General features: G+C 54.9%; 11 protein-coding genes. 3 read left to right on the forward strand and 8 right to left on the reverse strand.

Features of this window, described 5'->3' with window-relative positions; translation table 11 throughout:
* Positions 1-3 precede the first annotated feature (3 nt).
* Together AC8GFP_RS05235 and AC8GFP_RS05240 are read left to right on the forward strand one after the other, a co-directional pair.
* Positions 4-690 carry a zinc-ribbon and DUF3426 domain-containing protein gene (locus tag AC8GFP_RS05235; RefSeq protein WP_506610966.1) on the forward strand — a complete coding sequence of 229 codons (687 nt, stop codon included), beginning with the start codon at positions 4-6 and terminating at the stop codon, positions 688-690.
* 21 nt (positions 691-711) lie between these two features.
* Positions 712-1,596 carry a carbohydrate kinase family protein gene (locus tag AC8GFP_RS05240; protein ID WP_506610967.1) on the forward strand — a complete coding sequence of 295 codons (885 nt, stop codon included), beginning with the start codon at positions 712-714 and terminating at the stop codon, positions 1,594-1,596.
* A gap of 51 nt (positions 1,597-1,647) precedes the next feature.
* Here the strand turns inward: AC8GFP_RS05240 and AC8GFP_RS05245 are convergent, their stop codons facing one another.
* The 6 genes from AC8GFP_RS05245 to AC8GFP_RS05270 form a co-directional block, all read right to left on the reverse strand.
* Positions 1,648-2,151, reverse strand: a complete 504-nt coding sequence (locus AC8GFP_RS05245; RefSeq protein ID WP_506610968.1) for a histone H1-like DNA-binding protein — start codon at positions 2,149-2,151, stop codon at positions 1,648-1,650.
* A 184-nt stretch (positions 2,152-2,335) separates the two neighbouring features.
* Positions 2,336-3,541, reverse strand: a complete 1,206-nt coding sequence (locus AC8GFP_RS05250) for a ribonucleotide-diphosphate reductase subunit beta (protein ID WP_506610969.1) — start codon at positions 3,539-3,541, stop codon at positions 2,336-2,338.
* Between the two features lie 125 nt (positions 3,542-3,666).
* Positions 3,667-6,582: a ribonucleoside-diphosphate reductase subunit alpha gene (locus AC8GFP_RS05255; RefSeq protein ID WP_506610971.1), complete on the reverse strand. Its 2,916-nt coding sequence runs from the start codon at positions 6,580-6,582 to the stop codon at positions 3,667-3,669.
* A gap of 245 nt (positions 6,583-6,827) precedes the next feature.
* The gene (ampD, locus tag AC8GFP_RS05260; protein WP_506610972.1) at positions 6,828-7,394 is read right to left on the reverse strand and encodes a 1,6-anhydro-N-acetylmuramyl-L-alanine amidase AmpD; all 567 of its coding nucleotides are present in this window, start codon (positions 7,392-7,394) and stop codon (positions 6,828-6,830) included.
* Positions 7,391-7,615, reverse strand: a complete 225-nt coding sequence (locus AC8GFP_RS05265) for a PP0621 family protein (RefSeq protein WP_506610973.1) — start codon at positions 7,613-7,615, stop codon at positions 7,391-7,393. The genes ampD and AC8GFP_RS05265 overlap by 4 nt, the downstream gene beginning before the upstream one ends.
* Positions 7,612-8,424: a cytochrome C assembly family protein gene (locus AC8GFP_RS05270; protein WP_506610975.1), complete on the reverse strand. Its 813-nt coding sequence runs from the start codon at positions 8,422-8,424 to the stop codon at positions 7,612-7,614. Before AC8GFP_RS05270 ends, AC8GFP_RS05265 begins: the two co-directional genes overlap by 4 nt.
* Positions 8,425-8,495: 71 nt before the next feature.
* On the opposite strand from AC8GFP_RS05270, the gene ffh reads away from it, so the two are divergent.
* Entirely contained in the window at positions 8,496-9,881 is a 1,386-nt protein-coding gene (gene ffh / locus AC8GFP_RS05275) for a signal recognition particle protein (RefSeq protein ID WP_506610977.1), read from the forward strand.
* A gap of 42 nt (positions 9,882-9,923) precedes the next feature.
* Here ffh and AC8GFP_RS05280 read toward each other — a convergent pair whose 3' ends face one another.
* Both AC8GFP_RS05280 and AC8GFP_RS05285 read right to left on the reverse strand, forming a co-directional pair.
* Positions 9,924-11,408, reverse strand: coding sequence for an aldehyde dehydrogenase (locus AC8GFP_RS05280; RefSeq protein WP_506610978.1), 1,485 nt, complete (start codon positions 11,406-11,408; stop codon positions 9,924-9,926).
* 22 nt (positions 11,409-11,430) lie between these two features.
* The gene (locus AC8GFP_RS05285; protein WP_506610979.1) at positions 11,431-12,861 is read right to left on the reverse strand and encodes an aspartate aminotransferase family protein; all 1,431 of its coding nucleotides are present in this window, start codon (positions 12,859-12,861) and stop codon (positions 11,431-11,433) included.
* Positions 12,862-12,871: the final 10 nt, after the last annotated feature.

The raw sequence follows: 12,871 nt of genomic DNA on the forward strand, positions 1-12,871 counted from the left end.
GCCATGGCCATCGTCACCCTTTGCCCTCAGTGTCAAACTGCTTTTGCTATTCAAGCCGAGCATTACAGCGCGGCTGATGCCTGGGTTCGATGCGGTCGTTGTGCGCATGTCTTTGAGGTGGACCAACATCTGTACGAGCTGGACGACAACAAACCTGCGAATCAACCGGTTGAATTGCCACTGGCTTTGCGAGTTGCACCCTCATTACCGGCTGCGCAAACCCTGATACAGCCTTGGCTTTGGTCCAGCTTGTCAATCCTGTTGGCGTTGCTTTTTTGCTTTCAAGCCATGTTGTTTCATCGCCATCAGTGGCGAGCCCAGGTGCCTGAATTAACCCCTGTCTTGCTCGCTGTGTGTCAAAGCCTTGGCTGTGAACTGCAGTGGCCGATGGAGCCCAATCAAGTATCCATTGAAACGGGCGGCTTCAAAGCTTTGGGCAACCATGAATATGTCTTTAGCGGCAGTATCAAAAACCAATCCGATTGGGCTTTGGCCACGCCCATGTTGGAGCTGAGTTTGATGGACGACGTTGATACGGCCGTGGTGCGCAAAGTGTTTGCGCCACAAGCACTTGGGCTGAATGATGTTTTGCGATCCCGTCGGGCACAATCGTTCGAATTGCGGTTTAGCTTGGATCCAAGCTTCAGCCCTTTGGTTCAAGGCTACCGAGCTTTTCTTTTTTATCCCTGACTTTTTTAAATAGGACTCACCATGGCTGTGCTGATTTGCGGATCATTGGCGTTTGACACCATCATGCATTTCGAGGGGCGCTTCAAAGAGCAAATCCTCCCAGAACAACTGCATATTTTGAATGTGTCTTTTTTGGTGCCGCAATTACAGCGCGACTACGGAGGATGTGCTGGCAACGTGGCCTACGGCTTGAAATTACTGGGTGGTGCGCCACTGCCCATGGCCACCTTGGGCAATGATGGTGAAAGCTACATGAACCGCTTGAAGCATTTGGGCATTGCCACAGACTTCGTCAAGATGGTCAGTGACAACTACACCGCGCAAGCCATGATCATGACCGACTTGGACAACAACCAAATCACGGCGTTCCACCCAGGCGCCATGATGCAAGCGCACACCACTCAAGTTCAGAAGCGATCCGACATCAGCTTAGGAATCGTCTCCCCTGACGGGCGTGACGCCATGATTCAACATGCCGAACAATTTGCGGCGGCAGGCATTCCATTCGTGTTCGATCCTGGTCAAGGTTTGCCCATGTTTGATGGCGACAGCTTGCGCCACTTCATCACCCAAGCCACATGGGTGACAGTGAACGACTATGAAGGCAAGATGTTGACCGAGCGCACCGGCTGGGATGCAGCAGAGATCTCCAGCAAAGTCAAAGGCTTGGTCATCACTTTGGGAGCCCATGGTTGTGAAGTCTGGCAAGACCGCCAGAAAACTTTGGTCGCACCAGTCAAACCCACTGCTGTTGTCGATCCCACAGGCTGCGGTGATGCTTGGCGCAGCGCCTTGCTGTTTGGTTTGGACCAAGGTTGGGACTTGGTGCGGTGCGCAGAGCTGGGTAACAAAATGGGCGCGTTGAAAATCGCCAGCCGCGGCCCGCAAAACTATGTGTTGGCATGAAAAAACCCGGTGTGGTTAAACACCGGGTTGTAGGCAAATACCGTTTGAAGCTCAGGGCTTGCTGGCTGTTGGAAACGGCCAAGCAGCTTGAGGATTCAATGTGGTTTGCGCCACATGGTGAACTGCCGGAGCAGCCGCCTTGTGGGGTTTGGCTGCTGGTTTTTTAGCGGCTACTGGCTTTTTTTTTACAGCTGGTTTTTTGGCCGCAGCTTTTTTAGCTGCCGGCTTTTTAGCTGCAACCTTTTTCTTGGCTGCAGGCTTTTTAGCTGCTGCTTTTTTAGCGGCGGGCTTCTTAGCTGCAACCTTTTTCTTGGCTACGGGCTTTTTAGCTGCTGCTTTTTTAGCGGCGGGCTTCTTGGCTGCAACCTTTTTCTTGGCTACAGGCTTTTTAGCTGCTGCTTTTTTAGCGGCGGGCTTCTTAGCTGCAACCTTTTTCTTGGCTACGGGCTTTTTAGCTGCTGCTTTTTTAGCGACAGGTTTCTTAGCAGCAGCTTTTTTTGCTGCTGGTTTTTTTGCTGCTGGTTTTTTTGCAGCGGATTTTTTTGCAGTTGCCATTAGATACTCCTAGATCAAGATCTTAGATCGTTGGTTCAAAACACTTGGCCCCTTCTCCTGCAGCCAAGTGATTCATGGTGCTGAACCGAGGTTCAACACCATGAACAGGGGTTGTTGTTGACAGACTCAACGCCGAATGACTCAGCGTTTGTGTTTGCCAAAAACAGAATGCTTCCATGCTCGTTCAGTCCCAGGACAGAGCGCCACCAGTTTGGTACTCGATGACGCGGGTTTCAAAGAAATTGCGTTCTTTTTTCAGGTCGATCATCTCGCTCATCCAAGGGAAGGGGTTCTCTTCGTTGGGGAACAAGGCGTCCAATCCAATTTGTGTGGCCCGACGGTTGGCGATGTAACGCAGATAGCCTTTGAACATAGAGGCATTCATGCCCAGAACACCGCGCGGCATGGTGTCCTCGGCATAACGGTACTCGAGCTCAACCGCTTTGTGGAACAGTTCGTTGATGTCGGCTTTGAATTCGGATGTCCACAAATGGGGGTTTTCTAACTTGATTTGGTTGATGAGGTCGATGCCGAAATTGCAGTGCATCGACTCATCTCGCAGGATGTATTGGTATTGCTCAGCAGCACCTGTCATTTTGTTTTGACGTCCCAAAGCCAAAATTTGGGTGAAACCCACATAGAAGAACAAACCTTCCATGAGGCACGCAAACACGATCAAAGATTTCAAAAGTGTTTGGTCAGTTTCGGGTGTGCCTGTGTGGAAATGGGGGTTCATGATCGCGTCGATGAACGGGATCAAAAACTCGTCCTTGTCGCGGATGGACTGAACTTCTTGGTAGGCATTGAAAATTTCAGCTTCGTTCAAGCCCAATGATTCGACGATGTACTGGTAGGCGTGGGTGTGAATGGCTTCTTCAAAGGCTTGGCGCAGCAAGAACTGGCGGCATTCTGGCGCGGTGATGTGACGGTAAGTGCCCAACACGATGTTGTTGGCGGCCAAAGAATCGGCTGTGACAAAAAAGCCCAGATTGCGTTTGATGATGCGCCGCTCGTCTTCGGTCAGACCGTTGGGGTCTTTCCACAAAGCGATGTCACGGGTCATGTTCACTTCTTGCGGCATCCAGTGGTTGGCGCAGGTGGCCAGGTATTTCTCCCAGGCCCACTTGTATTTGAAAGGCACCAACTGGTTGACATCGGTTCGACCATTGATGATGCGCTTGTCAGCGGCATTGACACGGCGAGCCGAAGCATTGGAAACAATGGAGGGCGCATCTACAACGGGCGTGTTCACAACAGCGCCGTCATTGAGCACACGGGGTGCTACAGGCAAGGAGGATTCAGTGAGGGGTGACTGATTCGGGTGACTGTGAAAGCCACCTTGGGTTGCGCTTGGCGCTTGGGGGATTGCTTCTTCTTCCCAGGTCAACATGACGATGATTCCATTCTTCTGATTATGGTTGCTTAAAGCTAAAACGCAAAGTGTTCATTCACATCAATGGCTTAGCGTGTTGCTGATTTGCATCGAATACACCAGGGGCTGGGCCCCTGATGTTCTCATTGGCAAGCTTCGCAGGTCGGATCGTCAACGCCACAGAACTTCACATCGGTGGCCGGCGTGCTGGCCATTTGTGCGCGTGCTGCGGCAGCGGCCATTTCCATAGCGCTCAGGTTGGCTGTTCCACCGGAAGACACTGCATTGTGAGAGCCGGATTGAACCGTGGACTTCTCCACTTGGGTGGCACTGGTGGTGCGCAGGTAGTAAGTGGTTTTCAAGCCGCGCAACCAAGCCAATTTGTAGGTGTCGTCGAGTTTTTTACCAGAGGCGCCAGCCATGTAAATGTTCAGGGACTGGGCTTGGTCGATCCATTTCTGGCGACGAGCGGCTGCTTCAACCAACCATTTGGTTTCCACCTCAAAAGCTGTGGCGTACATGTCTTTCAGGGCCTGCGGTACCCGATCAATAGGGCGCAGGGAACCATCGAAGTGTTTCAGGTCCATGACCATCACGTCGTCCCACAGACCCAGACGTTTCAAGTCGCGCACCAAGTAGGAGTTGATGATGGTGAATTCGCCCGACAAGTTGGACTTGACAGAGAGATTGCCAAAGCAGGGCTCGATCGAGGCGTCCACACCCACAATATTGGAGATGGTGGCGGTTGGTGCAATGGCCACGCAGTTGGAGTTGCGCATGCCGTCAGCAGCGATTTTTTGACGAAGGGCTTGCCAGTCCAAGGTGGCACTGCGGTCGACTTCGATGTGGCCGCCTCGCGCTTTTTCCAGCAGGTTCAAGGTGTCCAAAGGCAAGATGCCTTGGTCCCACAAAGAACCTTTGTAAGTGGAGTAGCGGCCACGCTCACGCGCGAGTTCGGTGGATGCCCAGTAGGCGTAATAGCAAATCGCTTCCATGGAGCGGTCGGCAAATTCAACAGCCGCTTGCGAAGCGTAAGGAATTTGCTGCTCATACAAACTGTCTTGGAAGGCCATGATGCCCATGCCCACAGGGCGGTGCGCCAGGTTGGAGTCGCGTGCTTTTTTGACCGCGTAGTAGTTGATGTCGATCACGTTATCCAACATGCGCATAGCCGTGTTGATGGTGCGCTTGAGTTTGTCGTGGTCGAGTTCGGGGCCATTGGCGCCGGTTTTCAGATGGCGTACAAGGTTGATTGAACCCAAGTTACACACTGCTGTCTCTGTGTCGCTGGTGTTGAGCGTGATTTCAGTGCACAGATTGGAGGAGTGCACCACGCCGACGTGTTGTTGGGGGGAGCGCACATTGCAGGCGTCTTTGAATGTGATCCAAGGATGACCGGTTTCAAACAGCATGGTCAACATCTTGCGCCACAGGTCAGTGGCCTGCAAAGTTTTGGCTGGCTTGATCAGGCCTTGTTTGGCTTTCGCTTCATAAGCGGTGTAGGCCTGTTCGAAATCGGTGCCGAATTTGTCGTGCAAGTCGGGCGTGTTGGAGGGTGAGAACAAGGTCCACTCACCGTTTTCCATGACGCGTCGCATGAACAGGTCTGGAATCCAATTCGCAGTGTTCATGTCATGGGTGCGGCGGCGGTCGTCACCCGTGTTTTTGCGCAGTTCTAGGAATTCTTCGATGTCCAAGTGCCATGTTTCAAGGTAAGTGCAAACCGCACCCTTGCGTTTACCGCCTTGATTCACCGCCACAGCGGTGTCATTCACCACCTTGAGGAAGGGCACCACGCCTTGTGATTCGCCATTGGTGCCTTTGATGTGGCTGCCCAAAGCGCGTACACGGGTCCAGTCATTGCCCAAGCCGCCAGCAAATTTGGACAACAAAGCGTTTTCTTTGATGGATTCGTAGATGCCGTCTAAGTCGTCGGGCACGGTGGTCAAGTAGCAGCTGGACAGCTGTGGACGTGTTGTGCCGCTGTTGAACAAAGTGGGCGTGCTTGACATGAAGTCGAATGAAGACAGAACTTCATAGAACTCGATGGCACGTTCTTCGCGGTTGACTTCGTTGAGGGACAAGCCCATGGCCACGCGCATGAAGAAAGATTGGGGCAACTCGATGCGTTGCTTGCGCACGTGCAAGAAGTAGCGGTCGTACAGCGTTTGCAGGCCCAAATAGTCGAATTGGAAGTCGCGTTCGGGCTTGAGGGCCTTGGCCAAGCGAGGCAGGTCAAACTGCAACAAACGGGGATCGAGCAGCTCGTTGTCCACGCCTTTTTTCAGGAAAGAGGCGAAGGTTTCTTGATAGTGGTTGCCCATTTCTGCCTGGGTTGCTTCCTTGCCCAACACTTCTTTGGCGATGGAGTACATCAGCAAGCGGGCGGTGGCATAGGTATAGGAAGGTTCTTTTTCAATCAAAGTACGAGCAGCGAGCACGGACGCTTTGTGGACCTCTTCCATGGGGATGCCGTCGTACAGATTGCGCATGGTTTCGGTGAGGATCGGTGCGGCTTGCACGTCTTGACCCAAACCGGCGCAAGCAGCTTCGACCAAGAATTTCAAACGCGCCGTGTCCAAGGCCACACGCTGCCCTTGGTCAATAACGTGCAACACAGGCTCGTTGGTGACTTGTTGCTCTTTGTGGGTGGCACGTTCTTGGGTGCGGCGTTCGCGGTAGAGCACATAGGCACGGGCCACCTCGTGATGGCTGCCACGCATGAGACCCAACTCCACTTGGTCTTGCACATCTTCAATGTGGAAAGTGCCGCCGCCTGGACGTGAGCGCAACAAAGCGCGCACCACGGCTTGGGTCAGTTGATCGACGGTTTCACGGACACTGGCTGAAGCCGCGCCCTGTGTACCGTGCACAGCCAAAAAGGCTTTCATCATGGCCACAGCAATTTTGGCGGGCTCAAAAGGCACGACCGCGCCGTTGCGGCGGATGATTTGATAATGACTGAGACTGGCATTCAAAACCGCAGTCTTGGCAGGATCGTTGGCGTAAGAGGGGTCGGCGTAGGTCGTGGAGACGGAAGAGGGGGTGGCGATTTGCATCTTTTTATAGGTCCTGTTGGGCTTGAATGCTTTTGTTAACTTCTTTTTGACCGAGGTCCATCTTCAATGTTTGACCGCGGGCAATGTGCAAGGGTCACACTATATATGGGGTCTAAACTCTTTTCAACACACTAGCCGTAGTGTTTGGCAATTTTTTTACAAAATCGACTTCAAAGGCAAACAGTTGGTGAAGACTGTCTGATTTGTTGAGATTTGACGCGCCTATTTCGGATGCTGTGGATAACTCATTCGGGAAAATCAGGATGATCCCAACCCAGTCCATGTTGCAAAAAACCCCACGAAAAACCCGGCCCCGGGTCTTTTTTACGATCAGGTGCGATGTGCTCATGGCCAACTGTGTGTTTCAGTGGGTAATGCATGGCCAAAACAGGCAGCAACGAAATCAAACTTTCGTACTGTTCTGGCGTGAAAGTATCGCCATCCAATCCCTCAAGCTCTATACCGATTGAAAAGTCATTGCAATTGGATCGTCCGGCGTGCTGAGATTCGCCTGCATGCCATGCACGTTGATCGCAACTCACGAATTGAATCAATTCACCACCGCGGCGAATGAAAAAATGCGCAGACACTTGAACGCCGCGCAAGTGATTGAAATAAGGGTGCCGATCAAAAGCCAATTGATTGGTGAAAAAATCTTGCACATCATGGCCGCCGTAGACACCGGGCGGCAGGCTGATGGCATGAATTACCACCAAATCAATGGTTGTATCGACTGGGCGCGGGCCAAAGTTGGGTGATTCCAAACGGTGTGCGAAACGGTACCAACCCTGATGCCAGAACGGGGTCTTCAAGCGTCCCTGCTTTCTTGCAAGTCACGATGTTCCAAGCTGCAGTAGGCGCCTTTCTCGGTGTGAACCGCATCCGGGCTGGGCAGATGCAGATCACAATGCAAGCAACGCACCATGGGTTCGGGTTCAGGCTTCGTGGCGTTGGACGTGTTGTCGATGCGGCGGCCACGCTTGAACCACCATATCAGCCCGATCACGATGCCCAATATCAGCAGGTATTTCATAAGGTGCGTTGCAAAAGAACTTCCATGACGAAACGAGATCCTGCATAGGCCAGTAACAACAAGGCTGAGCCCATATAGAGTGTGCGCACAGCCAAGGGGCCGCGCCAACCACGTGCATGTCGACCCCAAATCAAGAGCAAAAACACCACCCAAGCCATGACCGACAAAATGGTTTTATGGTCCCAACGCATGGTTTTGTCAGACCCATAGAGTTGTTCCCCAAACCACCAACCAGCGATCAAGGTGGCAGACAACAAAAGGAAGCCCAAATGCACAAAACGAAATGTCAGCCGTTCCAGTGTCAACAAGGGCAATCCAGTTGGATCTGTGGCGGCCAGACGCATTTGTCGTTCAGCCCGGCTCATCAAACTCGCATGCACCACGGCCGCGGCAAACATCGCATAGCAGGCCAAACCCAGCAACCAGTGCAAGGGCAACCAAGCCGAAGCCGAGCTGTGTAGTACTTGTCCGGGAAAGACCAAGGGCACAAGCACAGTCACCAAGCCAATGGATGACAGCATCCAGCGGGTGCGCATTTGCGGGAACCAATGGTGTTCAGCGGTGTACACCAACAGGACCAGCCAGGTCGTGGCGGACAGGGCGGGGCCGAAACCGAAGCGGGCGGCTTCGTCAGGGGCTGGTACCAAGGTGGCCACGACACTCAACCCATGGAACAGGGAGATCACCCACAAGTAATGGCGACTTTGCTGCAGTGACAGTCGGCCACCAAACAACGCACCCAAGGTGTAGGCGATCGCAGCGATGAAGCCCCAAAGCAAACTGAAGGAAGATGCGGCCAATACAATCATGCTGTCAGTTTAGCGTCTTGCACAAGAAGCTGACGTCTATTCCTCGCAACATCCAAACCCTCAGGGAAACCATGGCAACCACCCTCGGCGACAAACTCTCCAAGTTGGTCAAGCAAATCAGTGGCCAAGCCCGCATCACCGAAGCGAATGTGGCCGACATGCTGCGCGAAGTCCGCATGGCTTTGCTCGAAGCCGACGTGGCACTGCCGGTGGTGCGCGATTTCATCGCCCGCGTGAAAGACAAAGCCCTGGGGCAAGAAGTCATCAACTCGCTCACGCCTGGCCAAGTCTTGGTCAGCATCGTGCAAAAAGAGTTGGCCGCCACCATGGGCGAGGGCGTTTCGGACATCAACCTGGCCGCCCAACCGCCGGCTGTCATCCTGATGGCGGGTTTGCAAGGCGCTGGCAAGACCACCACCACCGCCAAACTCGCCAAGCACCTGATCACCAAGCGAAAGAAAAAAGTCCTGACGGTGTCGGCTGACGTGTACCGCCCCGCCGCCATTGAGCAATTGAAGTCGGTGACGGCCCAGGCTGGCGCCGAATGGTTCCCCAGCGACCCGAGTCAAAAGCCGGTGGACATCGTGTTGGCCGCGCTGGACTATGCCCGCAAACATTACATCGACGTGCTGTTGGTCGACACCGCTGGCCGCTTGGCGATTGATGAAGCGCTGATGCAAGAAATCAAGGCTTTGCATGCCGCGGTGAACCCGGTGGAAACCTTGTTCGTGGTGGACGCCATGCTGGGTCAAGACGCGGTCAACACGGCGAAAGCCTTCAAAGAAGCCTTGCCTCTCACCGGCATTGTGCTGACCAAGACCGATGGCGATTCACGCGGTGGCGCGGCCTTGTCGGTGCGGCAGGTCACCGGCGCACCCATCAAATTCGCGGGCACCAGCGAAAAAATCGATGGCTTGGAAGCCTTTGACGCCGATCGCCATGCGGGTCGGATTTTGGGTATGGGCGACATCTTGGCTTTGGTGGAGCAAGTCACTGCCAATGTGGACATGGACGCGGCGCAAAAAATGGCGGCCAAGTTCAAAAGCGGCGATGGTTTTGATCTGAATGATTTCTTGGCGCAAATCCAGCAGATGAAGCAAATGGGCGGTTTGTCCAGCCTGATGGACAAGATGCCCTCGCAGTTGGCGTCCAAGGCCAAAGACGTGGACTTGAACCGCGCTGAAAAAGACATGATGAAAAAGCAGGGCATCATCCACAGCATGACGCCCCTGGAGCGGGCCAAGCCCGACTTGATCAAGGCCACCCGCAAACGCCGCATCGCAGCAGGCGCAGGCGTGCAAGTTCAAGAGGTCAACCGCATGCTCAAAGAGTTTGAGCAGATGCAAGACATGATGAAAAAAATGCGCGGCGGCGGCTTGATGAAGATGATGAAAAAGCTCGGCGGCATGAAAGGCATGCCTGGCATGGGCGGCGGTTTTCCGGGCCTGCCGCGCTGAGCCGCGCTTTCTGAAGCTGACACCCCCAACACTGCGACAGCTTCAAACTGGGCTGTCGATGCGAATCCAGGTGGTTTTGAGTTCGGTGTATTTGTCGAAAGCGTGCAAAGATTTGTCGCGCCCCACACCGCTTTGCTTGTAGCCGCCAAAAGGCACCGTGATGTCATCCTCGTCGTATTGATTGACATGCACCGTGCCCGCCCGCAGTGCGCGGGCCACGCCATGGGCGCAGTTGATGTCCCGTGTCCAAATGGACGCTTGCAAACCATAGACATGGTCGTTGGCCAATTGCACCGCCTCTTGCACATCGTTGAAGGCCATCACACTCAGCACCGGCCCAAAAATCTCTTCGCGGGCAATCGTCATGTGCGGGTTGACGCCATCGAAGATGGCCGGTTGCACATAAAAACCTCCGCTGTCCACACGCGCCACCTCGCCACCGGCGAGCAAAGCCGCACCTTCTTGGCGGCCCTTGGCGATGTAGCCCAACACGGTGTCAAGTTGGGTGCGGTCAACGATGGCGCCCATCACCGTGTCGTGCTGCAACGGGTCGGCCGGTTGGTACTGGGGCAGCAATTGCAAGGCACGCTCGACAAACGCGTCTTTGATGTGGCAGTGAAGCAGCAAGCGTGAAGGCGCATTGCAGCTTTCTCCTTGGTTGAAAAAAATGCTGCCCACAGCGGTTTGCACGGCGCGTTCCAAGTCGGGACAGTCGTCCATCACGATGAAGGGGGACTTGCCACCCAATTCGGTCCACGCGCGTTTCAGATTGCTTTGGCCGGCCATGACGTGGACCTGTTTGCCCACACGGGTCGAGCCGGTGAAGCCAATGCAGTCGACGTCCATGTGCATCGCCAGGGGTGTGCCCGCTTCGGTCCCAAAACCGGGCACCACGTTCAACACACCGGCTGGCAAGCCCGCTTCCATGGCCAACTCCGCCAAAAGCAAAGCGGTGAGTGGGGATTTTTCGCTGGGCTTGAGCACCACCGAGTTGCCGCAGGCCAAAGCAGGCGCGATCTTCCATGCCGCCATGATCATCGGGTAATTCCAAGGGACGATGGCACCCACCACGCCCATGGGTTCGCGGGTGATCAAGGCCAGCGCTTTCGCAGGTGTGGGAGCGATTTCATCGTAAACCTTGTCGATCGCTTCGCCATACCAGCGGATGCAGTTGGCGGTGCTGTTGACATCCACTTGGGTGGCGTATTGGATGGGCTTGCCCATGTCCAAGGTTTCCAGGAGGGCCAACTCAGAGGCGTTCGCCAAGATCAGATCGGCCCACTTGATCAGCACCCGTTTGCGCACAGCTGGGGCCAAACCGCTCCAGCGTTTGTCTGCAAAGGCACGTCGGGCTGCTTGCACCGCCAGATCGATGTCGGCTGCATCTGCCCGCGCCACCTCGCACAGCACTTGTCCGTGGACGGGTGAGATGTTGTCAAAGCGGGCACCCGCTTGAGCCCAGCAACGCTGGCCGTTGATGAAGGCACGGCCATCCGGGGTGGGCGGGTAGGGTGTGGTGGGATTCATGGTTTCAAACAGTGTTGTGTATTCAACACCATCCCTTGTGTTGAGCTTCTTTCAAGGTCAGGTCCAGGCAACGCAGAATCAACGCCATCATGGTGTCGATGTCTTGGCGGGTCATCACCAAGGGTGGCGCGATGATCATGCGGTCGCCAACAGCACGCATGATCAAGCCGTTGCCAAAACAATGGGCGCGGCAGGCCATGCCCACGCTCAGCTCGGATGGAAACATTTCCCGCGTGGTTTTGTTTTTCATCAGCACCAAGCCTGCCATCATGCCGTGGGTGCGGGCTTCGCCAACCAAAGGATGAGACAGCAAGGCGGTAAAACGCTCGGCCAAATAGGGCGCGATGTCATCGCGCACCCGCTCGACCACCCGCTGTTTTTCCATCCATTCCAAATTCGCCAAGGCGACTTGGCAGGCCACGGGGTGACCACTGTAGGTATAGCCATGGTTGAATTCACCACCTTGGTTGACGATGACCTCGGCCACCCGGTTGCCCACCAGCACGCCACCCAAGGGCATGTAGCCACTGGTGACGCCTTTGGCAAAGGTCACCAAATCGGGCTTGTAGCCCATTTGCTCGTAGGCGAACCATGCGCCCAAACGGCCAAAGGCGCAAATCACCTCGTCGCTGATCAGCAAGATGCCGTATTGGTCGACGATGCGTTGAATCTCGGGCCAATAGCTGGCTGGCGGGATGATGACGCCGCCCGCGCCTTGCACCGGTTCGCCAATGAAGGCGGCCACTTTGTCGGCGCCAATATCGAGAATTTTGGCCTCGAGTTGGCGTGCCATGCGGATACCGAAATCATGCTCTGATTCACCCGGCAAGGCATTGGCCAGGTGGTAGGGTTGGTCGATGTGCACGATGCCGGGAATGGGCAGGTCGCCTTGCTCGTGCATCCCTTTCATGCCACCTAAAGAGGCGCCGCCAATGGTGGAGCCGTGGTAGCCGTTGTGACGGGAGATGATGACTTTGCGCTGCGGTTGGCCCAAACTGGCCCAGTAGTGGCGCACCATGCGGATGTTGGTGTCGTTGCTTTCCGAGCCCGAACTGGAAAAGAACACGTGCGTGAAACTGCGGTCCGCCACCTTGGGGGCCAAGGCACACAGTTTGGTGGCCAGTTTCACGGCCGGCACGTTGGTGGTGTTGAAAAAGCTGTTGTAGTAGGGCAGCTCCATCATTTGCAGATAGGCCGCTTGGGCCAGCTCTTGCCGACCGTAGCCAATGTTGACGCACCACAAGCCACTCATGGCGTCGAGGATTTTCTGGCCCTCCGAGTCCCAGATGTAAATGCCCTCGCCCCGGGTGATGACACGTGCACCGCGCTGCGCCAGCGCGTGGGTGTCGGTGAAGGGGTGCAGGTAGTGGGCGCTGTCGAGTTGCTGAATCTGGGCGGTATGGACTTGGCGCCGCTCCATTTGGGCCACGTTGATCAGAGGTTTGAATGTCATGTTGTGAGGT

Source organism: Limnohabitans simekii (SeqCode) (genome assembly GCF_965234735.1).
Taxonomy (GTDB): Bacteria; Pseudomonadota; Gammaproteobacteria; order Burkholderiales; family Burkholderiaceae_C; genus Limnohabitans; species Limnohabitans simekii.

Bases quoted from the DNA above. Each gene is read 5' to 3' on its own strand.
- AC8GFP_RS05235 (WP_506610966.1), top strand. From the start codon at position 4: ATGGCCATCGTCACCCTTTGCCCTCAGTGTCAAACTGCTTTTGCTATT.
- AC8GFP_RS05240 (WP_506610967.1), top strand. From the start codon at position 712: ATGGCTGTGCTGATTTGCGGATCATTGGCGTTTGACACCATCATGCAT.
- AC8GFP_RS05245 (WP_506610968.1), bottom strand. From the start codon at position 2,151: ATGGCAACTGCAAAAAAATCCGCTGCAAAAAAACCAGCAGCAAAAAAA.
- AC8GFP_RS05250 (WP_506610969.1), bottom strand. From the start codon at position 3,541: ATGTTGACCTGGGAAGAAGAAGCAATCCCCCAAGCGCCAAGCGCAACC.
- AC8GFP_RS05255 (WP_506610971.1), bottom strand. From the start codon at position 6,582: ATGCAAATCGCCACCCCCTCTTCCGTCTCCACGACCTACGCCGACCCC.
- AC8GFP_RS05265 (WP_506610973.1), bottom strand. From the start codon at position 7,615: ATGAAATACCTGCTGATATTGGGCATCGTGATCGGGCTGATATGGTGG.
- AC8GFP_RS05270 (WP_506610975.1), bottom strand. From the start codon at position 8,424: ATGATTGTATTGGCCGCATCTTCCTTCAGTTTGCTTTGGGGCTTCATC.
- ffh (WP_506610977.1), top strand. From the start codon at position 8,496: ATGGCAACCACCCTCGGCGACAAACTCTCCAAGTTGGTCAAGCAAATC.
- AC8GFP_RS05280 (WP_506610978.1), bottom strand. From the start codon at position 11,408: ATGAATCCCACCACACCCTACCCGCCCACCCCGGATGGCCGTGCCTTC.
- AC8GFP_RS05285 (WP_506610979.1), bottom strand. From the start codon at position 12,861: ATGACATTCAAACCTCTGATCAACGTGGCCCAAATGGAGCGGCGCCAA.